20 protein-coding genes are annotated in these 22,897 nt (G+C 62.1%); 13 read left to right on the forward strand and 7 right to left on the reverse strand.

Annotated features, from left to right (window positions below):
• Positions 1-38: 38 nt before the first annotated feature.
• From bioD to bioB, 5 genes are all read right to left on the reverse strand, one after another.
• Positions 39-719, reverse strand: coding sequence for a dethiobiotin synthase (bioD, locus tag K7431_RS04950; RefSeq protein ID WP_015886205.1), 681 nt, complete (start codon positions 717-719; stop codon positions 39-41).
• Positions 716-1,528 (reverse strand): malonyl-ACP O-methyltransferase BioC, encoded by an 813-nt coding sequence (bioC, locus tag K7431_RS04955; protein WP_015886206.1) that lies wholly within the window; start codon positions 1,526-1,528, stop codon positions 716-718. The genes bioD and bioC overlap by 4 nt, the downstream gene beginning before the upstream one ends.
• A complete protein-coding gene (locus K7431_RS04960) occupies positions 1,521-2,252 on the reverse strand; it encodes an alpha/beta fold hydrolase (protein ID WP_015886207.1) in 732 nt (243 codons plus the stop codon). Before K7431_RS04960 ends, bioC begins: the two co-directional genes overlap by 8 nt.
• On the reverse strand, positions 2,245-3,426 hold the full coding sequence (gene bioF / locus K7431_RS04965; RefSeq protein ID WP_015886208.1) for an 8-amino-7-oxononanoate synthase: 1,182 nt from the start codon (positions 3,424-3,426) through the stop codon (positions 2,245-2,247). The genes K7431_RS04960 and bioF overlap by 8 nt, the downstream gene beginning before the upstream one ends.
• Before the next feature lie 176 nt (positions 3,427-3,602).
• Positions 3,603-4,658 carry a biotin synthase BioB gene (bioB, locus tag K7431_RS04970; RefSeq protein ID WP_015886209.1) on the reverse strand — a complete coding sequence of 352 codons (1,056 nt, stop codon included), beginning with the start codon at positions 4,656-4,658 and terminating at the stop codon, positions 3,603-3,605.
• A 92-nt stretch (positions 4,659-4,750) separates the two neighbouring features.
• Between bioB and K7431_RS04975 the strand changes: the two genes are divergently transcribed.
• From K7431_RS04975 to rarD, 5 genes are all read left to right on the forward strand, one after another.
• Entirely contained in the window at positions 4,751-5,488 is a 738-nt protein-coding gene (locus K7431_RS04975) for a ComF family protein (protein WP_015886210.1), read from the forward strand.
• A gap of 58 nt (positions 5,489-5,546) precedes the next feature.
• Positions 5,547-6,311, forward strand: coding sequence for a TOBE domain-containing protein (locus tag K7431_RS04980; RefSeq protein WP_015886211.1), 765 nt, complete (start codon positions 5,547-5,549; stop codon positions 6,309-6,311).
• 79 nt (positions 6,312-6,390) lie between these two features.
• Complete coding sequence (locus K7431_RS04985) at positions 6,391-8,289, forward strand: PhoX family protein (protein WP_015886212.1); 1,899 nt, start codon at positions 6,391-6,393, stop codon at positions 8,287-8,289.
• 185 nt (positions 8,290-8,474) lie between these two features.
• The gene (locus tag K7431_RS04990) at positions 8,475-9,449 is read left to right on the forward strand and encodes a serine/threonine protein kinase (RefSeq protein WP_015886213.1); all 975 of its coding nucleotides are present in this window, start codon (positions 8,475-8,477) and stop codon (positions 9,447-9,449) included.
• A gap of 171 nt (positions 9,450-9,620) precedes the next feature.
• Positions 9,621-10,505, forward strand: coding sequence for an EamA family transporter RarD (rarD, locus tag K7431_RS04995; RefSeq protein ID WP_015886214.1), 885 nt, complete (start codon positions 9,621-9,623; stop codon positions 10,503-10,505).
• Between the two features lie 223 nt (positions 10,506-10,728).
• On the opposite strand, the gene K7431_RS05000 is transcribed toward rarD, so the two are convergent.
• A complete protein-coding gene (locus tag K7431_RS05000) occupies positions 10,729-11,241 on the reverse strand; it encodes a glycine cleavage system protein R (protein ID WP_015886215.1) in 513 nt (170 codons plus the stop codon).
• A 266-nt stretch (positions 11,242-11,507) separates the two neighbouring features.
• On the opposite strand from K7431_RS05000, the gene K7431_RS05005 reads away from it, so the two are divergent.
• Entirely contained in the window at positions 11,508-13,685 is a 2,178-nt protein-coding gene (locus K7431_RS05005) for a malate synthase G (RefSeq protein ID WP_015886216.1), read from the forward strand.
• 160 nt (positions 13,686-13,845) lie between these two features.
• Here the strand turns inward: K7431_RS05005 and K7431_RS05010 are convergent, their stop codons facing one another.
• Entirely contained in the window at positions 13,846-14,292 is a 447-nt protein-coding gene (locus K7431_RS05010) for a response regulator (protein ID WP_043205997.1), read from the reverse strand.
• A 246-nt stretch (positions 14,293-14,538) separates the two neighbouring features.
• Between K7431_RS05010 and K7431_RS05015 the strand changes: the two genes are divergently transcribed.
• The 7 genes from K7431_RS05015 (at position 14,539) to K7431_RS05045 (ending at position 22,843) form a co-directional block, all read left to right on the forward strand.
• Complete coding sequence (locus tag K7431_RS05015; RefSeq protein WP_015886218.1) at positions 14,539-16,473, forward strand: putative nucleotidyltransferase substrate binding domain-containing protein; 1,935 nt, start codon at positions 14,539-14,541, stop codon at positions 16,471-16,473.
• Positions 16,470-17,177 (forward strand): 3'-5' exonuclease, encoded by a 708-nt coding sequence (locus tag K7431_RS05020; protein WP_015886219.1) that lies wholly within the window; start codon positions 16,470-16,472, stop codon positions 17,175-17,177. The genes K7431_RS05015 and K7431_RS05020 overlap by 4 nt, the downstream gene beginning before the upstream one ends.
• 256 nt (positions 17,178-17,433) lie before the next feature.
• Positions 17,434-17,952: an RNA polymerase sigma factor gene (locus K7431_RS05025; protein ID WP_015886220.1), complete on the forward strand. Its 519-nt coding sequence runs from the start codon at positions 17,434-17,436 to the stop codon at positions 17,950-17,952.
• Positions 17,949-18,917 (forward strand): FecR domain-containing protein, encoded by a 969-nt coding sequence (locus tag K7431_RS05030; RefSeq protein ID WP_043205999.1) that lies wholly within the window; start codon positions 17,949-17,951, stop codon positions 18,915-18,917. The genes K7431_RS05025 and K7431_RS05030 overlap by 4 nt, the downstream gene beginning before the upstream one ends.
• Before the next feature lie 156 nt (positions 18,918-19,073).
• Positions 19,074-21,503, forward strand: a complete 2,430-nt coding sequence (locus tag K7431_RS05035; protein ID WP_015886222.1) for a TonB-dependent siderophore receptor — start codon at positions 19,074-19,076, stop codon at positions 21,501-21,503.
• Positions 21,504-21,566: 63 nt separating this feature from the next.
• Positions 21,567-22,670, forward strand: a complete 1,104-nt coding sequence (locus tag K7431_RS05040; RefSeq protein WP_015886223.1) for a PepSY-associated TM helix domain-containing protein — start codon at positions 21,567-21,569, stop codon at positions 22,668-22,670.
• Positions 22,667-22,843, forward strand: coding sequence for a hypothetical protein (locus K7431_RS05045; RefSeq protein ID WP_015886224.1), 177 nt, complete (start codon positions 22,667-22,669; stop codon positions 22,841-22,843). Before K7431_RS05040 ends, K7431_RS05045 begins: the two co-directional genes overlap by 4 nt.
• The last annotated feature ends 54 nt before the right edge of the window (positions 22,844-22,897 follow it).

Here is a 22,897-nt window from a genome sequence, read left to right on the forward strand (position 1 = left end):
AAAACACTAATGGCATAATGCCTTAGCGATAGCCAAAATCAGTCAAGCAGGTCCAACTGCAAGTATTCAGCAACCGCTTCGGCCCCGGCGTGCTTGAGTTTGGGCACACGCCCCAGGCACGGCGCAGGCAGCCGCTCGGCCAGGGTGGCGAGGTTCTCTTCCAGACGAGAGGTCTTGGGGTCGATGATATTCGCCACCCAACCCGCCAGCGGCAAACCGTCCCGGGCGATGGCCTCGGCGGTGAGCAAGGCATGGCTGATGCACCCCAGGCGCACGCCCACCACCAGGATCACCGGCAGTTTGAGCGCCATGGCCAGGTCCGACAGATTGTCCTGATCAGCCAACGGCACGCGCCAGCCGCCTGCGCCCTCGATCAAGGTGAAATCCGCTTGCCTTGCCAGAATCTGCTGCATCGGCTTGAGCAAGGATTGCACCGTGAGCGAGACACCCGCCTCCCGCGCTGCCAGATGAGGCGCGATGGCCGGCTCAAATGCCACCGGGTTGACCTCGGCATAGGTCAGCGGCAATGAGCACTCGGCCAGCAGCGCCAGGGCATCGGCGTTGCGCAAGCCTTTGGGCGTGACTTGGCAGCCGGACGCCACCGGTTTGCCAGCGGCGGTGCTTTTGCCGGCTTGCCGCGCCGCATGCAACAGCCCCGCGGCGATGGTGGTCTTGCCGACATCGGTGTCGGTACCGGTGATGAAGTAAGCGGCACTCATAGAGGTTTCTCCAGCACGGCATACACCACTTGGTAAGTCGCCGGCAGGCCTTGGGCCTGGCGGAACCGCTCATACGCTTGCACCAGTGCAACAATCCGCGCGCGCCCCGTCAACCCTCCCGGCCGGCCGGGGTTGAGGTTATGCGCGCCCAACGCCTTCAATTCGTGGGTCAGGCTGCGTACATCCGGGTAATGCAGCACATGGGGACGGCGCTCCAGGCTGACCAGTCGCAGGCCGCTGGCCGCGCACAGTTGCTGATAAGCCTCGAAGGTGCGAAAGCGATTGACGTGCACCAGGCCATCCGCTGCGCGCCAGCTTTCGCGCAGCTCTTCCAGGGTGCCCACGCACAGACTGGCGAACGCCAGTACACCGCCCGGCTGCAACACGCGATAGGCCTCGCTGAGTACCGCCTCGAAGTTCGCACACCATTGCACCGCGAGGCTGGAGAAGATCAGTCCCAGGCTTTCAGCCTTGAGCGGCAAGCGTTCGGCATCCCCCGCGATGAAGTGATGCGCGCCCCCCAACGGGCGGGCGTGGTTAAGCATGCCCTCAGCAATATCCAGCGCGATGCCTTGGCTGGCGGGTAACCGTTCGGCCAGCATGCGGCTGAAATACCCGGTGCCGCAGCCCATGTCCAGCCAGCGTTGTGGCGCGGTGCCCCCCGGCAAGCGCGCCAGCAACTGGCTGCCCACCGCCCGCTGCAACTCAGCAACGCTGTCGTAGCTGGCGGCTGCACGGGAAAAGGAGGCCGCCACCTGGCGCTTGTCCGGCAAGGCACCCGGCAGCGGGGCGTGGGATAAATCAGTCATCGACGTACTCATGCAAAAAAGCCTGGATCGCCCCCGCCACACCGTGGGGGTCTTCCAGAAGAAAAGCGTGACCGGCCTGTTCAATCAGGCCGATTTCAACATCGGGCAGCAGCGCCAACAGGTCGCTGGCGGCTTCGGCGGGCACCAACCCGTCCAGCCCGGCGAACAGGTGCAACTGCGGGCCGCGATAGGCCAGCAAGGCCTCGCGGGTGTCGAGTTGGGCGAGCAGTTCAAGCCCAGGCATCAATACGCTCGACGGCGTATTCGGTGCACCGCTGACCAGCAGCCGCGACAGCCCGCGTGGGTCCTCGGCGCCCTTGGCGCACAACAGGCCGAAACGTTTGAGGGTGACTTGGGAGTCGGCATGGCAGCCGGCGAGAAACGCGTCGAATGTCTCGGCGGGCATCGCGCTCGGCCAAGCGTCGTGGGCGACAAAACACGGGTTGCTCGCCAAGGTCAGCAGCCCGCAGCAGCGTTCGCCGCGCCGCGCCGCCAGCTCCGACGCCAGCATGCCACCCAGGGACCAACCGCCCAGCCAGGCGTTATCCGGCAAGGTGGCGTCGAGTTCATCGAGCCACTCATTCAGGTCGCTGGAACCCAACGCCGGCAACGGCTCGATATGCACCTGCAGGTGCTCGTCCAGGCCTTGCAAGGCGGCGGCCAATGGTTCCAGCGGCGATACGCCGAGGCCCCAGCCGGGCAGCAATACCAATCGATCACGCATGGTCGGGCTCCGAACTGCCTAACAGGCGAAAACACGCTTCCAACGCATTTAACAATAGCTGCACCTGCGCCGCGCTGTGGGCCGCCGTCAGTGTCACGCGTAAACGCGCGCTGCCGGCAGGCACGGTGGGTGGGCGGATCGCCGTCACCATCAGGCCGCGCTCGCGCAGCATCTGCGACAGGCGCACGGCCTTGGCGCTGTCGCCGATCAGGATCGGTTGGATCGGCGTGAAGCTGTCCATCAGGTCCAGGCCAAGCTGCTCGGCGCCCGAGCGAAACTGGCGGATCAACCCATTGAGGTGCTCGCGCCGCCAATGTTCGGTGCGCAACAGTTCCAGGCTTTTCAAGGTGGCGCACGCCAGGGCGGGCGGTTGGCTGGTGGTGTAGATGTACGGGCGGGCGAACTGGATCAGGCTTTCGATCAGGTCTTCACTGCCGGCTACAAAGGCCCCCGCCGTGCCGAACGCCTTGCCGAGGGTGCCGACCAGCACCGGCACGTCGTCCTGGCTCAGGCCGAAATGCTCGACGATCCCGCCGCCGTTGGCGCCCAACGGGCCGAAGCCGTGAGCGTCATCCACCATCAACCATGCACCTTTGGCCTTGGTTTCACGGGCGAGTGCGGGCAGGTCTGCCAGGTCGCCGTCCATGCTGAACACGCCATCGGTGACCACCAAGGTATTGCCGGTGGCTTTCTCCAGGCGCTTGGCCAGGCTGTCAGCATCGTTGTGCAAGTAACGGTTGAAACGCGCACCGGAGAGCAGGCCCGCATCCAGCAGCGAGGCATGGTTGAGACGGTCTTCCAGCACCGTATCGCCCTGCCCCACCAACGCCGTGACTGCGCCAAGGTTGGCCATGTAGCCGGTGGTAAACAGCAACGCGCGCGGGCGACCGGTAAGGTCCGCCAGAGCTTCTTCCAGCTCATGGTGCGGCGTAGCATGCCCGACCACCAAGTGCGAAGCGCCGCCGCCCACGCCCCAACGGGACGCACCGGCGCGCCAGGCTTCGATCACTTGCGGGTGATTGGCCAGGCCGAGGTAATCGTTGTTGCAGAACGCCAGCAATGGCTGGCCGTCCACCACCACTTCCGGGCCTTGGGGGCTGTCCAGCAGCGGGCGTTGGCGATAAAGGTGTTCGGCACGGCGGGCAGCGAGGCGCGCGGCGAGATCGAAAGACATGCAGGCCTCGGTTAAGCAGGATGTACGCGCTAAAGAATGTGGCAGGGAGCTGATGTGGGTGGGGGCTTGCCCCCGATTGCAATCTGTCAGTTGATGGAGGTGTCGACTGACCCATCGTCATCGGGGGCAAGCCCCCTCCCACACACGTCATTTCCAACAGTGGGGTGGCATTTCAATCAAACGGCGGCGTTGTAAAACTGCTCGCTGCTCTTCTGCTCCACCAACGCCTGTTCGATCGCCGCCTGATGCACCTCATCGGCGTGCTCTTCGCGCGCTTCCGGCAGGATGCCCAAGCGCGAGAACAGTTGCATGTCCTTGTCGGCCTGCGGGTTGGCGGTCGTCAGCAACTTGTCGCCGTAGAAAATCGAGTTGGCACCGGCAAAAAACGCCAGGGCCTGCATCTGCTCGTTCATCGCTTCACGGCCAGCCGACAGCCGTACGTGGGACCGCGGCATCAGGATGCGCGCCACGGCGAGCATGCGGATGAAGTCGAACGGGTCGATGTCCTCGGCGTTTTCCAGCGGCGTACCGGCGACTTTCACCAGCATGTTGATCGGCACCGATTCCGGATGCTCCGGCAGGTTAGCCAGCTGGATCAGCAGGTTGGCGCGGTCGTCGAGGGACTCGCCCATGCCGAGGATGCCGCCGGAGCAGATCTTCATCCCCGAATCACGCACGTAGGCCAGGGTTTGCAAGCGCTCGCCGTAGGTGCGGGTGGTGATGATGCTGCCGTAGAACTCCGGCGAGGTATCGAGGTTGTGGTTGTAGTAGTCGAGGCCGGCCTGGGCCAGGGCTTCGGTCTGGTCCTGGTCGAGACGGCCGAGGGTCATGCAGGTTTCCAGGCCCATGGCTTTTACGCCTTTGACCATCTGCAGCACGTAGGGCATGTCTTTGGCCGACGGGTGCTTCCAGGCGGCGCCCATGCAGAAGCGGGTCGACCCGATGGCTTTGGCGCGGGCGGCCTCTTCGAGGACCTTCTGCACCTCCATCAGCTTCTCTTTTTCCAGACCCGTGTTGTAGTGGCCCGACTGCGGACAATATTTGCAATCTTCCGGGCAGGCGCCGGTTTTGATCGAGAGCAGCGTCGACACTTGCACACGGTTGGCGTCGAAATGCGCGCGGTGCACGGTCTGCGCCTGGAACAGCAAGTCATTGAAGGGCTGCACGAACAGCGCTTTGACTTCGGCGAGGGACCAATCGTGACGCAAGGTGGCGGTGGTGCTGGCGCTCATGGGCGATTCCTTGATTATGCTTTGGCAAGCGCTGCGGGAAGGGCAATACCCACAGGCACGACACGGATGCTCGGCATATTTAAGGAAGATTCATGCACTGTCAACTCAAGCACAAACACCAGGTTTACATCTGGCTAAAAAACATACAATTCTGTTTAGTCTGTGATGAGGCGACGGAATCAGCCCATTGTGTGTGCAACGCCTGCGAAACAGAGCTGCCCTGGCTGATGGAGCACTGCGATGTGTGCGCCCTGCCCTTGCCAATGGAAGGTCTGATCTGCGGCCAATGCCAGAAACAACCACCCGCCTTTAAACAGGTGACCGCGCCCTGGACCTACAGCTTTCCCATCGACAGCTTGATCAGCCGCTTCAAGCACCAGGCGCGCTGGCCTCTCGGGCAGATGCTCGCCCGGCTTTTAGCGCAGCATCTGCAACACCGCCTCGACAACAGCGAACTGACGCGCCCCGACTGCCTGTTACCGGTGCCCATGGCCCGCAAGCGCCTGCGCGAACGCGGCTATAACCAGGCGTTGATGCTGGCGCGCTGGCTCAGCAGCGACTTGAACATTGCCTACGATGAACACCTGTTGTTACGTCCCCATGAAACCGTCGCCCAACAAGCCCTGGACGCCAAGACTCGCAAGCGCAACCTGCTCGGCGCCTTCGCCCTGGCGCCTGGCGCCCAGGTGCAGGGCCGGCACTTTGCCTTGGTCGACGATGTGCTCACCACCGGTGCCACCGCCCACAGCCTGGCGCGGTTATTGATCAATGCTGGCGCACGACAGGTCGATGTGTACTGCCTGGCCCGCACACCCAAACCGGGCAGCTGACTTGACTCCGGCGCACCTTGCCCGCAACGTTCGGCTCATCACATCGAAGCGCATCCACATGTCTCTGCCAGCGTCCCTCAGCCAACACATCATCCGTCGCCCCCAGCGCATTGCCTTGCTGGCGCATATCGCCGAGCAAGGGTCCATCACCCGCGCGGCGAAAAGTGCAGGCCTCAGTTACAAGGCGGCGTGGGATGCCATCGACGAGCTGAACAACCTGGCGCAAAAACCCCTGGTGGAGCGCAGCGTCGGCGGCAAAGGCGGTGGCGGCGCCAAGCTGACGGCCGAAGGTGAACGCGTGTTGCGTCTTTATCAGCGCCTGCAAGTGTTGCAGGCCGAAGTGCTGGGCTCGGACGAAGCCGCCAGCGACTTCAACCTGCTCGGTCGCTTGATGCTGCGCACCAGTGCGCGTAACCAACTGCATGGCCAAGTCATCGCCATCGAGCCGCATGGCCGTAACGACCTGATCCGCCTGCAGCTGGCGGGCGGGCTAACCCTGGAGGCGCAGATCACCCACGACAGCACGCAGCGGCTGGAACTGGAAACCGGCGTGGAAGTGGTCGCGCTGATCAAGGCCGGCTGGTTGGAATTGCTGGCTCCCGGCGACCCTGCAACACCTGGACACAATTGCATGAGCGGCAGCGTCGACGCCATTCTCGACGCCGACGACGGCCCCAGCGAAGTCCGCATCGCCCTGCCCAACGGCCAGGTTTTATGCGCCCTGGCGCAGCCCGGCGCGCTCATCGCCCTCGGCGCCGCCGAGGGCCAGGCAATCCACGTGCAATTCGCGCCGAACAATGTGCTGCTCGGCACGCCGGTTTAACCGCTGCCGGTATTCAAACTGCAACAATTTCGTCACGCCCGCTCCTTAAGGTGTCTGCAAAAACCGCAGGGAGCCTGAGATGAGCCTATTAGAAGAAAACCAAGCCACCGACCTTGAACAGATGGTCGGCCTGACCCGCCGCCGCTTCATCGGCGCCGGTGCCTTATGCGGTGCCGCGATGTTCCTCGGTGGCAACCTGCTGACGCGCAGCGCCCTCGCCGTCAACGCCGCCAGCGCCAGCCCGTTGCTGGGCTTTACCAGCATCGCCGCCGCCACCCGCGACACCATCACCTTGCCGCCGGGCTACAGCGCGTCGGTGCTGATCAGCTGGGGCCAGCCGCTGAGCAGGAGCGCGCCGGCCTTCGATCCGTCCGGCAACGGCACGGCCAAGGCCCAGGAACAGCAGTTCGGCGACAACAACGACGGCATGAGCCTATTCGCCTTCCCCGGCGACGATAACCGCGCGCTGATGGCGATCAACAACGAATACACCAATTACCGTTACCTCTTCGCCCACGGCGGCGCGCCGCAATCGGCCGAAGACGTGCGCAAGGCCCAGGCCAGCGAGGGCGTCTCGGTGATCGAAGTACGGCGCAAGGGCGACACCTGGCAGTTCGTGCAGGACTCGCGCTACAACCGACGCATCCACGGCAACTCGCCGATCCGCCTCAGCGGCCCCGCCGCCGGCCACGCCTGGCTGAAGACCAGCGCCGACAAAACCGGCAAGAACGCCCTCGGTACCTTCCAGAACTGCGCCAACGGCAAGACGCCGTGGGGCACTTATCTGACCTGCGAAGAGAACTTCACCGACTGCTTCGGCAGCAGTAACCCACAACAGACGTTCGACGCCGGGCAGAAACGCTATGGCGTGGTGGCGGCCAGCAAAGACATCAACTGGCACCCGCACGACCCACGCTTCGACATCGCCAAGAACCCCAACGAACTGAATCGTCATGGCTGGGTGGTGGAAATCGACCCGTTCGATCCGCAATCCACCCCGGTCAAACGCACCGCCCTGGGCCGCTTCAAACACGAAAACGCTGCCCTGGCCGAAACCCGTGACGGCCGCGCCGTGGTGTACATGGGCGACGACGAACGCGGCGAGTTCATCTACAAGTTCGTCAGCCGCGACAAGATCAACCACAAGAACCCCAAAGCCAACAAAGACCTGCTCGACCACGGCACCTTGTACGTAGCGATCTTCGATGCGGGCGACGGCAACGCCGACCATCCCAAGGGCAAGGGCCAGTGGGTCGAGCTGACGCACGGCAAAAACGGCATCGACGCCAGCACCGGTTTCGCCAGCCAAGCCGAAGTGCTGATCCATGCGCGCCTGGCCGCCAGCGTGGTGAAAGCCACGCGCATGGACCGCCCGGAATGGATCGTGGTCAGCCCCACTGATGGCCAGGTCTATTGCACCCTCACCAACAACGCCAAGCGCGGTGAAGACGGCCAGCCGGTGGGCGGCCCCAACCCGCGCGAGAAAAACGTCTACGGCCAGATCCTGCGCTGGAAGGCCGACGCCGATAACCACGGCGCCAACGAATTCAGCTGGGACCTGTTTGTGGTGGCCGGCAACCCTGGCGTTCACGCCGGCACGCCGAAGGGCGGTTCGTCGAACATCAACCCACAGAACATGTTCAACAGCCCCGATGGGTTGGGCTTCGATAAGGCCGGGCGCTTGTGGATTCTTACGGATGGCGACTACAGCAACGCCGGTGACTTCGCGGGGATGGGCAATAACCAGATGCTGTGTGCGGACCCCTCCACCGGGGAGATCCGCCGCTTCATGGTCGGGCCGGTGGCCTGTGAAGTGACAGGCATCAGCTTCTCGCCGGATCAGAAGACGCTGTTTGTGGGCATCCAGCACCCAGGCGAAACCGGTGGTTCGACCTGGCCGGAGCATCTGCCGAACGGCAAGCCGCGGTCGTCGGTGATGGCGATTCGGCGGGATGATGGTGGGATCGTCGGCGCCTGACAGGGCCTGATCGAGGGCAAGCCCCCCTCCCACACTGACTGTGTTCACAAGTCAAAATATGTGAATGCAGTCAATGTGGGAGGGGGCTTGCCCCCGATAGCAATGGCACAGTCACCACCTATCTCAGCCCCGGTGCGTTACCATACCCGGCCGGACGCGGCGCTCTGCTGCGCGCAGGAGTTCGCATGGCCCACCCGTTTGAAACACTCACCCCCGACCTGGTGCTCGACGCTGTCGAAAGCATCGGTTTCCTCAGCGATGCTCGCGTTCTGGCGCTGAACAGCTACGAAAACCGCGTCTATCAAGTGGGCATCGAAGATTCGGAACCGCTGATCGCCAAGTTCTACCGCCCGCAGCGCTGGACCAACGAAGCGATCCTTGAAGAGCATCGCTTCACCTTCGAGCTGGCCGAATGCGACGTGCCAGTGGTCGCCCCGATGATCCACAACGGCGAAAGCCTGTTCGAACATGCCGGTTTCCGTTTCACCCTGTTCCCACGCCGCGGCGGCCGTGCGCCGGAGCCGGGTAATCTCGATCAACTGTATCGCCTTGGCCAATTGCTCGGCCGTTTGCATGCGGTGGGTTCCACCCGTCCGTTTGAACACCGTGAAGCCTTGGGCGTTAAGAATTTCGGTCACGACTCCCTCAACACCCTGCTGGAAGGCAACTTCATCCCCAAGAGCCTGTTGCCGGCCTACGAGTCCGTGGCCCGCGACCTGCTCAAGCGTGTGGAAGAGGTGTACAAGGCCACGCCGCACAAGAACATCCGAATGCACGGCGATTGCCACCCCGGCAACATGATGTGCCGCGACGAGATGTTCCACATCGTCGACCTGGATGACTGCCGCATGGGCCCGGCGGTGCAGGACCTGTGGATGATGCTCGCCGGAGATCGTCAGGAATGCCTGGGCCAGCTGTCGGAATTGATGGACGGCTATCAGGAATTCCACGATTTCGACCCACGTGAACTGGCGTTGATCGAACCCCTGCGCGCCTTGCGGCTGATGCATTACAGCGCCTGGCTCGCACGACGCTGGGATGACCCGGCGTTCCCCCACAGCTTCCCGTGGTTCGGCAGCGAGCGCTATTGGGGTGACCAGGTGCTGGCGCTGCGCGAGCAACTCTCGGCGCTCAATGAAGAACCCCTGAAACTGTTCTGACAGCTTCTCTGTGGGAGCCGGGCTTGCCCGCGATGCAAGCGCCTCGGTTTTGCAGGAGTACCGAGGCGATGCTATCGCGGGCAAGCCCGGCTCCCACAGAAAGCACATCCCATCGCCGGACAAATATCCTTACAATCGCGCTTTGTTAGCTGCCTAAGCAAGGATTCTGCAATGCAAGCCGCCAACCCCCGCAAGGGCTACATCCTGGGCCTGAGCGCCTATGTCATCTGGGGTCTGTTCCCGCTCTACTTCAAAGCCATCGCCAGCGTACCCGCCGCCGAGATCATCGTGCATCGCGTGCTGTGGTCGGCACTGTTCGGCGCGTTGCTGTTGATGGTCTGGAAGCACCCAGGCTGGTTCCGCGAACTGCGCGACAACCCCAAACGCCTGGCGATCCTGGCACTCAGTGGTTCGTTGATCGCGGGTAACTGGCTGACCTATGTGTGGTCGGTCAACAGCGGGCGCATGCTGGAAGCCAGCCTGGGTTACTACATCAACCCCTTGGTGAATGTGGTGTTGGGCATGCTGATCCTGGGCGAACGCCTGCGTCGTCTGCAGTGGGTTGCCGTTGGGCTGGCCGCAGTGGGTGTGGCACAACAGGTGTGGCAAGTGGGCAGCCTGCCCTGGGTGTCGCTGGTGTTGGCGCTGACCTTTGGCTTCTACGGGCTGATTCGCAAGCAGGCACCGGTGAAAGCGCTGCCGGGGCTGGTGGTAGAAACCTGGATGCTGGTGCCGATTGCCGTGGCATGGTTGCTGTTCAACCCCTCGGCCCACAGTGCTCAGATGGTGTTCTGGAGTACGTCCGAGGCGTGGTGGCTGGTGGCCGCTGGCCCGGTGACGCTGATCCCGCTGGTATGTTTCAACGCCGCCGCACGGCACTTGCCCTACACCGCCCTAGGCTTCTTGCAATATGTGGCGCCGACCCTGGTGCTGCTGGAAGCCGTGCTGCTGTTCGGTGAACACCTGGCGCCGAGCACGTTGACCGCCTTCGCTTTCATTTGGGCGGGCCTGGTGGTGTACAGCGTGGATATCTGGTTGAGCGTGCGCAAACGCTGATCAAAAAACGCACAATCCTCTGCAAGCCACAGCGGTCATGGCTTGCAGACATCCACCCCAAGGTTATCCACAGCCTGATCCCCGCCATTTGTGCACAAGCCCTTGAAACTGCTCGTTTTTTGCTCAGCTGGCGAAGAGGCCCGGCCGGCGTGGCCTGGCGCCGGGTCTCTACAGGTTATCCACAGGCCCATGCAAGATTTCCATGCATAACCCTGTGGGTAGATTATTCCTCGTGGTGCAGCTCCACCATAAAGTCATCGGCCAAGGTTTCAAGGGACAGTTGTAAGGTATCCAGGGATAACGCTGTCGGCACCTGCAGCAGCGCCTCGGCGGTAAACAGCGGATCACCGCTCATCGGCGCCGGGCGTACATCCGTGCTCAGGCTCTCAAGGTTCACGCCCTGCTTGCTCAGCAGCGCCGTGATCTCGCGAACGATGCCCGAACGGTCATTGCCGACCAGCGTCATCATGATCGATTTAGAGGCCGAGGCTTGCCCGCTACTGCCCTCGCCCACTAACACACGAATGCCGTGTGTGGCTAAATCCTCCAGCGCGCCCACCAATGCCTGACGCTGCTCGGCAGGCACGCTGACCCGCAGGATCCCGGCAAACTGCCCGGCCATATGTGCCATGCGGCTTTCCAGCCAATTGCCACCGTGGGCGGCAATGTTCTGCGCAATACGTTCAACCAGGCCGGGTTTGTCGGCGGCGATAATTGTGAGTACAAGATGGTCCATGGCAAAGCCCTCTGGAATTCAACCTACAAGGTGGACCCGAAGGCCCTTGATAACAAATCGTGTACCATTTTTATATTTATCTGGAACAATCCAATAGTTTTTTGAGAACATCCGGTTCTCCGCTGTGACCGTACGACCAAAGTGGGTCGCTAATCGACGTATTTAGTCTAATTTTCACAACCGCAAGTCATCATGTAGTATGCCCAACCGTGCACTACATAATGAAATCTGAAAAAGCGCATAAGCTCCGCAGAGTGAGGCAAGCAATGACTGAACACGTTCAAGTCGGTGGCCTGCAGGTCGCCAAAGTCCTGTTCGACTTCGTGAACAACGAAGCCATTCCCGGTACCGGCATCACTGCCGACCAGTTCTGGGCCGGTGCCGACAAGGTCATCCACGACCTGGCACCGAAGAACAAAGCCCTACTCGCCAAGCGCGACGATTTCCAGGCGCGGATCGATACCTGGCACCAGACTCACGCCGGTAAAGCGCACGACCCGGTGGCCTACAAGGCCTTCCTGCAAGACATCGGATACCTGCTGCCAGAAGCCGCAGACTTCCAGGCCACGACCCAAAACGTCGATGACGAAATCGCCCGCATGGCCGGCCCTCAGCTGGTGGTGCCGGTGATGAACGCCCGCTTCGCCCTCAACGCCTCGAATGCGCGCTGGGGTTCACTGTATGACGCGCTGTATGGCACCGACGCCATCAGCGAAGCCGGCGGCGCCGAAAAGGGCAAGGGCTACAACAAGGTGCGGGGCGACAAGGTGATCGCCTTCGCCCGCGCCTTCCTCGATGAAGCCGCACCACTGAGCGCCGGCAGCCACGCTGAGTCGACCGGCTACAAGATCGTCGATGGCACGCTGATTGTCAGCCTCAAAGGCGGCAGTAACAGCGGCCTGCGCGACGATGCGCAGTTGATCGGTTTCCAAGGCCCTGCGGCCGAGCCGATTGCAATCCTGTTGAAACACAACGGCCTGCACTTCGAAATCCAGATCGACGCCAGCACCCCGGTCGGCCAGACCGACGCAGCCGGCGTCAAAGACGTGCTGATGGAAGCCGCGCTGACCACCATCATGGACTGCGAAGACTCCGTCGCCGCCGTGGATGCCGATGACAAAGTGGTGATCTACCGCAATTGGCTCGGCCTGATGAAGGGCGACTTGGCCGAAGAAGTGGCCAAGGGTGGCAAGACCTTCACCCGCACCATGAACGCCGACCGCGTTTATACCGGCGTGGATGGCCAGGACGTGACGCTGCATGGCCGTTCGCTGCTGTTCGTGCGCAACGTGGGTCATCTGATGACCATTGACGCGATCCTCGACAAAGACGGCAACGAAGTCCCCGAAGGCATCCTCGACGGCCTGCTCACCAGCCTGGCCGCGATCCATAGCCTGAACGGCAACAGCAGCCGCAAGAACAGCCGCACCGGTTCTGTGTACATCGTTAAACCGAAGATGCACGGCCCGGAAGAAGCGGCGTTCACCAACGAGCTGTTCGGCCGTATCGAAGACGTGCTGAACCTGCCGCGCAACACCCTCAAAGTCGGGATCATGGACGAGGAGCGCCGCACCACGGTCAACCTCAAGGCCTGCATCAAGGCCGCCAGCGAGCGCGTGGTGTTTATCAACACCGGTTTCCTTGACCGTACGGGCGACGAGATCCACACCTCCATGGAAGCCGGCGCGATGGTGCGCAAGGCCGCCATGAAGGCGGAAAAATGGATCGGTGCGTATGAGAACTGGAACGTTGATATCGGCTTGAGCACTGGCCTGCAAGGTCGTGCGCAAATCGGTAAAGGCATGTGGGCCATGCCCGACCTGATGGCGGCGATGCTCGAGCAGAAAATCGCCCACCCATTGGCCGGTGCCAACACCGCCTGGGTACCGTCACCAACCGCCGCCGCACTGCACGCGTTGCATTACCACAAGGTTGATGTATTCGCCCGTCAGGCCGAACTGGCCAAGCGCGAGCGCGCCTCGGTGGACGACATCCTGACCATTCCTCTGGCCAGCAACACCGATTGGTCCGACGAAGAGATCCGCAACGAGCTGGACAACAACGCCCAGGGCATCCTCGGCTATGTCGTACGCTGGATCGACCAGGGCGTCGGCTGTTCGAAAGTACCGGACATCAACGACGTCGGCCTGATGGAAGACCGCGCCACCCTGCGCATTTCCAGCCAGCACATCGCCAACTGGCTGCGCCACGGCATCGTCAACGAAGCCCAGGTCATGGAAAGCCTCAAGCGCATGGCGCCGGTGGTGGACCGTCAGAATGCCGGGGACCCGCTGTATCGCCCGCTGGCACCGGATTTTGACAGCAACATCGCGTTCCAGGCAGCGGTGGAGTTGGTGATTGAAGGTACCCAGCAGCCTAACGGGTATACCGAGCCGGTGTTGCACCGTCGGCGTCGGGAGTTCAAGGCTAAAAACGGCCTGTAAATGAAAAAGCCCTGATCGAGAGATCGGGGCTTTTTCTTTGGGGTTGTGGTGGCTGAACTGGCGCTATCGGGGGCAAGCCCCCTCCCACAACTAATAGGCGGCGCAGCAAACATGTGGGAGGGGGCTTGCCCCCGATGAGGCCGCTATATACACCGCAGAATCAGGACGCCATCCCCAACTCTCGCTTGACCATCTTCGCCAACTTCGCGCTATCAATCGGCTTGAGCAGAAAGTCCACCACGCTCAAATGCATCGCATCGATCACATCCGGCGCTTCCGCGTCCCCCGACATGATGATGATCGGCAACGCCGCACGCGGGGATTCACGCACCTGGCGGATCAGTTCCAAGCCATTGCTGGGCGCCATGCGCAGGTCGGTGATCAGCAAACCGATAGAGCTGCTGGACTTCAACAAATCCCACGCCGCCTCACCATTTTCAGCGGTCATGCAGCGAATACCGTCCAGCCCCAGGATCTCCGCCAGCAGTTCACGCGCATCCTTGTCGTCGTCAACAATCAATACGCGTTGTGGCGGTAAATCAGGCTCCAGCATCACGGCGCTCAGCGCCTCGCGCTCGGCATCGCTCAAAATATCGTGATCGGACATACGGTTCTCAGCAATTCTCATCAATCTCCCAGCACACTCGTCAGACATCTGCGGGAGGGCGATCAATGTGCACTTCGTCGGAAAGTTTGCCTAGTGGGTGTTCTACGGGGTTTGGACGATAGTCATGTAAGGTTTTTCCCTAGTTCTGCGGCATTTTCAGCGACCTAGACTTACGTCCAATGGGCACCCGCCGCGCAGGGGTCGACCATGAAGGACGATAACGACAAAAAAATTGCGGTCACTGTTATGAGTAAAGCTGATGCTTTCGCCCAAGCGGGGAAAACTGCTGTGTTGCAGAACATTCACGGCACCCTGCAGTTCCTGCAACGCTTCCCGCCCTTCAACCAGATGGAAAACGCCCACCTGGCATTTTTGGTGGAACAGTGCCAGTTACGCTTCTATGGCCCCGGTGAGAGCATCCTCAAACCGTCGGGCGGGCCGGTTGAACACTTTTACATCGTCAAGCAGGGCCGGGTCGTCGGTGAGCGGCCCGTGGCCAATCAAGAAACCGCTGAAACCACCTTCGAAATCACCACCGGCGAATGCTTCCCGCTGGCCGCACTCCTGGGTGAGCGGGCGACCCGCACCGAGCACAAGGCCGCCGAAGACACCTTCTGCCTGCAGCTGAACAAACCGGCGTTTATCAAGCTTTTCGCGCTGTCCAGCCCGTTTCGCGACTTTGCCCTGCGTGGCGTCAGCAGCCTGTTGGACCAGGTCAATCAGCAGGTTCAGCAAAAAGCCGTGGAAACCCTCGGCACTCAATACTCCTTGAACACCCGCCTCGGCGAATTGGCCATGCGCCATCCGGTCACGTGCAGCCCAAGCACACCCCTGCGCGACGCGGTGACGCTGATGCATGAGCAGCAGGTGGGCAGCATCGTGATCGTCGATGAGCACAAAGCCCCCCTGGGAATTTTCACCTTGCGTGACCTGCGCCAGGTGGTGGCCGATGGCGCCAGCGACTTCAGTCAGGCCATCGACGGCCATATGACCCAGGCGCCCTTCTTCTTGACCCCGGACCACAGCGCCTTCGACGCCGCGATCGCCATGACCGAACGGCATATCGCCCATGTGTGCCTGGTCAAGGACCAGCGCCTGTGCGGCGTGGTGTCCGAGCGCGACCTGTTTTCCCTGCAACGCGTGGACCTGGTGCACCTGGCCCGTACTATCCGCAACGCGCCGCGTGTGGATAATTTGGTGGCGATTCGCGGTGAGATCGGCCAGTTGGTGGAGCGCATGCTGGCCCATGGCGCATCGTCCACCCAGATCACCCACATCATTACGCTGCTCAACGATCACACCGTGTGCCGGGTGATTGAGCTGACGCTCGCCGAAAAAGGCGACCCCGGCGTTCCATTCAGTTGGTTGTGTTTTGGCAGCGAAGGCCGTCGTGAACAGACGCTGTACACCGACCAGGACAACGGCATCCTGTTTGACGCCAGGGACGCCGCCGAAGCGGCCGAGATTCGTGGGCGTTTGCTGCCGCTCGCGCAGCAGATCAACCAGAGCCTGGCGCTGTGCGGGTTCAGCCTGTGCAAGGGCAACATCATGGCCGGCAACCCCGAGCTGTGTTTGTCGCGGGCCGAATGGGCGCGGCGTTTCGCGGCGTTTATCCGAGAGGCGACGCCGGAGAATCTGTTGGGCTCCAGCATCTATTTCGACCTGCGCGTGGTGTGGGGCGATGAACGTGGCTGCGAGCAACTGCGCCAAGGCATCCTGGATCAGGTCGCGGATAACCGATTGTTCCAACGCATGCTGGCCGAGAACGCGTTGCGCCAGCGGCCGCCCGTCGGACGTTTCCGCGAATTTGTGCTGACCCGTAAAGGCGGCGAGAAAGCCACCCTCGACCTCAAGGTGCAGGGCCTCACGCCCTTTGTCGACGGCGCGCGCTTGCTGGCCCTGGCTAACGGTATCCACGCCAACAACACCCTGGAACGCCTGCGCCAGCTGGTGGTCAAGGCAGTGATCGAGCCCCTGGACGGCGCGGCCTATGAAGAGGCTTACCACTTTATTCAGCAAACCCGCATGCAACAGCATCAGTTGCAGACTCGTGAGAACCAGCCCTACTCCAACCGTGTCGACCCGGAGAGCCTCAACCACCTGGATCGGCGCATCCTGCGCGAATCCCTGCGCCAGGCTCAGCGCCTGCAAAGCAGCCTGACATTGCGGTATCAGCTGTGAGTTTGTTCGGCTGGCTGCGTAAGAAAAAACCAGGGCTCGACGCGGCGCAACAACGACGACTGGAGCAATTGCCCAAGCCTGCAGCATTGGGCGACGGCTCATTGCGCAGCCAACGCTGGGTCGTGCTGGACCTGGAAACCAGCGGCCTGAACCTCAACCGTGACCAAGTGCTGTCCATCGGCGCGGTGGTGATCGAGGACGGCGCGGTGGACTTCTCCCAGCTGTTCGAACGCACACTGCAACGCGCCGAGACAAAACTCAGCCCCAGCGTATTAATCCACGGCCTCGGCCCCAGTGCGATCGCCGCCGGCAGCGATCCGGTTGAAGCCCTGCTGGACTTCATGGCGTTCGTCGGCGACAGCCCGTTGCTGGCCTTCCATGCGCCGTTCGATCAACACATGCTGTGCCGGGCGCTCAAGGACAGCCTGGGTTACCGCCTGGCCCATCCGTTTCTGGATGTGGCCGACATCGCCCCGCTGCTATGCCCGCAAGCCCATATCCGCGAAGCGGGGCTGGACGACTGGATCAACCACTTCAACCTGCACGTGGGCGAACGCCATCACGCCAGCGCCGATGCCCTGGCCACGGCCGAGCTGATGCTCATCCTGTTCAGCCGCGCGCGTGCGCAACACATCGACACGCCTCAGGCGTTGCAAGAGCGTTTGAGCCAATGGAAACGGCGCCAACACGCACCCTCTTTCTAACACCGCTGATCCTCGTAGTGAGCGGGCTTGCCCCGCGCTGGGTGGCGCAGCCACCCCAATAAAAACACCGCGTTCTGCCCGGCAAACCGTTAAATCAGGTTTTGGGGCCGCTACGCAGCCCAGCGCGGGGCAAGCCCACTCACCCCAAAAGCGTCCCCCTTCAAACCGACAGACGCCAATTGCGCCCACCCCACGGCTCTGACACAATCGCGAATAATTCTCGTTAGTTTAAACATCGCGTTTGCCAGGTGCTGCCTTGTCGTCAATCCAGAACCCACACAGTGAGCTTGTTGGCGCGTTGTATCGCGACCATCGTGGCTGGCTGTTGGCGTGGCTGCGACGCAATGTGGCCTGTCCTAGCCGCGCCGAGGACCTGAGCCAGGACACCTTCATGCGCCTGCTTGGCCGTGACGAGTTACGCGAACCCCGCGAGCCCCGCGCGTTTCTCATCGCGATCGCCAAGGGCCTGCTGTTCGATTATTTCCGTCGCGCTGCCCTGGAACAGGCCTACCTCACCGAACTGATGCTGATCCCCGAAAGCGAACACCCTTCGCCGGAAGCCCAGCAACTGATCCTCGAAGACCTCAAGGCCATCGACCGCCTGCTCGGCAAATTGTCGAGCAAGGCCCGCGCAGCCTTTCTCTACAACCGCCTCGACGGCATGGGCCACGCAGACATCGCCCAACGCCTCGGCGTGTCAGTACCGCGCGTGCGCCAATACCTGGCTCAGGGCATTCGCCAGTGCTACATCGCGCTGTATGGCGAGCCGCAGTGACCGTGATCAGTTCCAAGCCGGTCTCGGCCCGTGTGCTGGATGCGGCGATTGCCTGGCAACTGTCCCTCGATTCGGGCGACGGCAGCGTGGTGGAGCGCGAAGAATTCGACAAATGGCTGGCCAGCGATGAAGAGCACGCCCGCGCCTGGCGGCAGTTGGGCATGCTCGACCAGCGTTTCAGTGCGGCCTCGGGCCCGGCGCGGGCGGCGTTGTTGCAATCGCGTGAGGGCATTCGCCAACGTGTGCGCAAGTTGGGCAGTGGTCTGGCGAGTATCGCCGTGGTAATTGGCCTGGCGTTGTTTGCCGGTGAGCGTTATGTGCCGATCCACTATTGGCTGGCTGACCAACGTACCGCCACCGGCGAGCAGCGCACGCTGAAACTGGCGGACGGCACGCTGATCAACCTCAATACCCACAGCGCTATCGACGTGCGTTTTGATGAAAAACGCCGACTGATCGTGTTGCAGGAAGGCGAAATCCTGGTCGAGACCGGCCACCACGACGCACGCCCGTTCTATGTGCAAACTCGCGACGGCAGCCTGCGGGCACTGGGCACGCGGTTTATCGTCAAGCGCGAAGACGACGCCACGCGCTTGAGCGTGCTGCAGTCGGCGGTGGCCGCTCAGCCCGAAGCCCTGCACCGGGAACAGATTTTCAAGGAAGGCCAGCAAGTGCTGATGCGCAGCGACGGTCTCGGCCCTACGCTTGCCGTCACCCCGGCCACCGACGCCTGGACACGCGGCATGCTGGTTGTGGACAACGCTCGCCTGGGCGATGTGGTCGAGGAGCTGAGCCGCTACCGCACCGGTTACCTGGGCGTGGATAAAAACGTTGCCGACCTGCGCATCACCGGCAGCTTCCCGCTGCACGACACCACCTTGGCGCTCAACGCGCTGCTACCGACGCTGCCGGTGCAGATCGAGCAGCACACACCGTGGTGGGTGACGGTTACCCGTAAGCCTTAGGTTTGGCGGTGCCTTGGCTATCGCTTGCTCGCGACGATGCCCTGCCAACCCCCTCAAATACCCCAGACAAAAAATATTTCCATCCCCCCCTATCACTTTTCACTTCTCGTTCGGCACCTAGGCAATTGAGAAATATTTCCATTCAGGAGCCGCCGTATGTCCCGCACGCTAGACACCTTGTTGCGCCCCAGCCTGTTAGCCGTGGCCATTGCCCTCAGCGCCCCGCTGGCCAGCACCGCGCTGGTCGCCGCCGAACAGGCTTCCAGCGTGCGCGCCTACAACCTGCCGGCGGCGCCACTGGCCAGCACCCTGAACCAGATCGCCAGCCAGGGCGGCCTCGCGCTGACCCTCAGCCCGGCGCTGGCGTCGGGCAAGACCTCGGCGCCGGTCCAGGGCCAGTTCGATGCGCCGGGAGCGCTGCGTGAGGCGCTGCGTGGGACGGGTTTGCAGTTGGAGCAAAGCAGTGCGGAGACTTATACCTTGGTGGCTGTGCCGGAGGGGGCCGTGGCGTTGCCCACCACCAATATCACCGGCCAGGACAGTTATGAAAGCGCCTGGGGTCCGGTAGACGGCTACCTGGCCAAGCGCACCGCCGCAGGCACCAAGACCGACACCGCGCTCGTCGAGGCACCGCGCTCGATTTCCGTCGCCACCCGTGAGCAGATGCAGGACCGCAACGTCCAGAACCTGGATGACGCGGTCAAATACATGCCCGGCATCGTGTCTGCCAGCTACGGCAGCGACACCCGTTATGACTGGATGCGTGTGCGCGGCTTCGAGCCGACCCAGTTCCTCGACGGCCTGCCACTGCCGCGCGGTGTGTATGCCAACCCGAAAGCCGAAACCTGGAACCTCGACCGCCTCGCCCTGCTGCGCGGCCCGGCTTCGTCGGTCTACGGCCAGACCCCTCCGGGCGGCCTGCTGGATATGGTCAGCCGACGCCCCAGCGAAGAATCCAGCCATGCCATCCAAGTGCAGTACGGCAGCGACAACTACCGCCAGATCAACTTCGCAAGTACCGGCAAGATCGACGATGAAGGCCAGTTCCTTTATGGCCTCAGCGGCGTAGTGCGCGATGCAGGGACCCAGGTCGACCATATCGACAACAAGCGCTACAACATTGCGCCGAGCCTGACGTGGAACATTGACACCGACACCAAACTGACGCTGCTCTCGCAATTCACCCGCGACGATACGGGTACCACCAGCCAGTTCCTGCCGATCCAGGGCACCAAGATCAAATCACCGTTGGGCGAGGTTTCCCACCACAAGAACCTGGGCGATCCAGACTACGAGTACTACGACCGCACCTACTACGCGCTGGGCTACGCCTTCGAACACCGCTTCAATGACACCTGGCAGTTCAAGCAAAACCTGCGCTATACCAAGTCGGAATTGTCGTTCCAGCAGTTGACTGTGGGTTCCTATGCCTTCTCTCCCGCTAATGCAGCGGGCGATATCAGCCGTTCGACGACCAACGTTGACGAGAACATCGGACAGTTCGCGGTAGACAACAACTTCCAGGCGGATTTTGCTACCGGCGATATCACCCACACCTTGCTGCTTGGCCTTGATCACCAGCGCACCGATACGTCCTACCGCGCAATTTTCGGTACAGCGTCGGATACCAACATTTTCAACCCGATCAACACCCAGCCGACGGTGCGCCCGACCACTGTCCGACCTTTTTACGACTACAACCAGAAAACCGTACAAACCGGCCTTTACGTACAAGACCAGATGGCCTTGGACAAATGGCGCCTGACCTTGGGCGGTCGTGAAGACTGGGTGCACCAAGGCACCACCTACTTCAACCAAAGCGACGCAACCAACACTGACCGCAGCAAGAATTTCAGCGGCAACGCGGCGTTGAGCTATGTGTTCGACTCGGGCTTCGTGCCGTACCTGTCCTACGCCGAATCCTTCCAGCCAGCGAGCAACGCCAGCGTCTCGCCAACCGAATCGTACAAACCCACCGAAGGCAAGCAATGGGAACTGGGGGTCAAGTACCAGCCGCCCGGTTCCAACACCTTGTTGAGCGCTGCGGTTTACGACCTGACCCAGAAAAATGTGCTGGTTACCAGCTTCCAGTCAGGTGGTGTCTCCATCACCGACCAGACCGGCGAAGTGAAGGTCAAGGGCCTGGAACTGGAGGCGGTGTCTGACGTAACCGAAAACCTCAAGGTGATCGCCGCCTACACGCTGGCCAAATCCGAAGTGCAAAAAGGCCAATACAAAGGCAACCGCCTGCAACTCATGCCCAACCAGCAAGCCTCGCTGTGGACCGACTACACCTGGCACACCGGCCCGCTCGACGGTTTCGGTATCGGCTTCGGTGCCCGCTACACCGGTAATACCTACGGCGATCAGGCCAACACCTGGCTGGGCAAGGCCAATGCCTACACCGTGTTCGATGGTGCAGTGCACTACGACCTGAGTCGCCTGGACAACAGCCTGAAAGGTGCATCGGTGAAGTTGAACGCCACCAACCTGTTCAATAAGGACTACCTGTCCACCTGTGATGGTAACTACTGCTACTTCGGCGACCAACGCAGCGTCGTCGCCAGCGCTACCTACCAGTGGTAATCGGCTGAGTTAACCACCAGGCCGCCCCAGTGGGCGGCTTTGGTGTGTCTGAAGGTTGAAAAAATGAAAAGCAAAACCATCCGCCGCTGGTCCTTCATCCACACCTGGACCAGCCTGATTTGCACGGTCTTCCTGCTGCTGCTCGCCCTCACCGGCCTGCCGCTGGTGTTTCACCACGAGATCGACCACCTGCTGGGCAACGAGCCGGAACTGGCGCAGATGCCTGCCGACACGCCGCAGCTCAACCTGGAACAGCTGGTGGCCAAGGCGCAGGCGCATCGGCCCGGCGAAGCCATGCAGTACCTGGCCTGGGACGAAGATGACAAGAACGGCGTGATCGCGATCATGGCGGCCACCGCAGGCACTGAGCCCAACTCGTCACACACCTTCATGCTCGACGCGCGCACCGGCGACGCGCTGGAAACCCCGGCGGCCAACGGCGGCTTCACCTTGTTCCTGCTGCGCCTGCATGTGGATATGTTCGCCGGTCTGCCGGGCAAGTGGTTGCTGGCGTTCATGGGGGTGCTGTTTGTCGTAGCGATCATCTCGGGCACGGTGCTTTACCTGCCGTTCATGCGCCGCTTGAAGTTCGCCACCGTGCGCCGGGACAAATCCACCCGCCTGCGCTGGCTCGACCTGCATAACCTGATCGGCGTGGTCACCCTGACGTGGGCGCTGGTGGTGGGCGTGACCGGCGTGATCAGCGCCTGCGCCGACCTGATCATCGCTGCCTGGCGCCAGGACAGTCTCAGCGCAATGATCGAGCCCTACAAAAACGCCCCGCCACTGACCCAGCGCGCACCGGCCACCGAGCTGCTGAACATCGCCGCCAAAGCCGCGCCCGGCATGGAGCCGGACTTCATCGCCTTCCCCGGCACGCGCTTTTCCAGTGAGCACCATTACGCCGTGTTCATGAAGGGCAGCACCCACCTGACCTCGCACCTGCTCACACCGGTGCTGATCGACGCCAGCACTCTGGCCGTCACCGCCATTGCCGAACGGCCCTGGTACATGGACGCCATGGGCATGTCCCAGCCGCTGCATTTCGGTGACTACGGCGGCATGCCGATGAAGGTCCTCTGGGCGGTGCTGGATGTGCTGACCATTGTCGTGCTGGGCAGCGGCGTCTACCTGTGGGTTGTCCGGCGCAAGGCGGGCAAGCCATGAAGCCGCGCCAGTCGAACTTCTGGAAGGTGTTTGCCTTCCCGCTGGGGATAGGCCTGCTTACGGCGGCAGGGTTGTTCGCGGCGTTATTGGGGGATGGGCTGTGGGATTCGCTGAGTTGGCTGGGGCTGGGGGTTCCGGCAGTCATTGCGCTCTGGGGGGTGCTGCACCGTTGAGTCGGGGGCAATCAATAGATCGCTTCCCAGCAATAATTAGACATTAATAACAAC

Origin of the sequence: Pseudomonas fluorescens group sp. (genome assembly GCF_020093335.1) — a bacterium.
In the GTDB taxonomy this organism is placed as follows: domain Bacteria; phylum Pseudomonadota; class Gammaproteobacteria; order Pseudomonadales; family Pseudomonadaceae; genus Aquipseudomonas; species Aquipseudomonas petroselini.

Excerpts from the sequence above, each read along its gene's own strand:
- K7431_RS05010 (WP_043205997.1), bottom strand. The coding sequence starts at position 14,292 with ATGTCCGATCACGATATTTTGAGCGATGCCGAGCGCGAGGCGCTGAGC.
- K7431_RS05035 (WP_015886222.1), top strand. The coding sequence starts at position 19,074 with ATGTCCCGCACGCTAGACACCTTGTTGCGCCCCAGCCTGTTAGCCGTG.
- bioB (WP_015886209.1), bottom strand. The coding sequence starts at position 4,658 with ATGAGCGCCAGCACCACCGCCACCTTGCGTCACGATTGGTCCCTCGCC.
- K7431_RS05045 (WP_015886224.1), top strand. The coding sequence starts at position 22,667 with ATGAAGCCGCGCCAGTCGAACTTCTGGAAGGTGTTTGCCTTCCCGCTG.
- K7431_RS05040 (WP_015886223.1), top strand. The coding sequence starts at position 21,567 with ATGAAAAGCAAAACCATCCGCCGCTGGTCCTTCATCCACACCTGGACC.
- K7431_RS05005 (WP_015886216.1), top strand. The coding sequence starts at position 11,508 with ATGACTGAACACGTTCAAGTCGGTGGCCTGCAGGTCGCCAAAGTCCTG.
- K7431_RS04960 (WP_015886207.1), bottom strand. The coding sequence starts at position 2,252 with ATGCGTGATCGATTGGTATTGCTGCCCGGCTGGGGCCTCGGCGTATCG.
- bioC (WP_015886206.1), bottom strand. The coding sequence starts at position 1,528 with ATGACTGATTTATCCCACGCCCCGCTGCCGGGTGCCTTGCCGGACAAG.
- K7431_RS04980 (WP_015886211.1), top strand. The coding sequence starts at position 5,547 with ATGTCTCTGCCAGCGTCCCTCAGCCAACACATCATCCGTCGCCCCCAG.
- K7431_RS05000 (WP_015886215.1), bottom strand. The coding sequence starts at position 11,241 with ATGGACCATCTTGTACTCACAATTATCGCCGCCGACAAACCCGGCCTG.
- K7431_RS05015 (WP_015886218.1), top strand. The coding sequence starts at position 14,539 with ATGAGTAAAGCTGATGCTTTCGCCCAAGCGGGGAAAACTGCTGTGTTG.
- rarD (WP_015886214.1), top strand. The coding sequence starts at position 9,621 with ATGCAAGCCGCCAACCCCCGCAAGGGCTACATCCTGGGCCTGAGCGCC.
- K7431_RS04975 (WP_015886210.1), top strand. The coding sequence starts at position 4,751 with ATGCACTGTCAACTCAAGCACAAACACCAGGTTTACATCTGGCTAAAA.
- bioF (WP_015886208.1), bottom strand. The coding sequence starts at position 3,426 with ATGTCTTTCGATCTCGCCGCGCGCCTCGCTGCCCGCCGTGCCGAACAC.
- K7431_RS04985 (WP_015886212.1), top strand. The coding sequence starts at position 6,391 with ATGAGCCTATTAGAAGAAAACCAAGCCACCGACCTTGAACAGATGGTC.
- K7431_RS04990 (WP_015886213.1), top strand. The coding sequence starts at position 8,475 with ATGGCCCACCCGTTTGAAACACTCACCCCCGACCTGGTGCTCGACGCT.
- bioD (WP_015886205.1), bottom strand. The coding sequence starts at position 719 with ATGAGTGCCGCTTACTTCATCACCGGTACCGACACCGATGTCGGCAAG.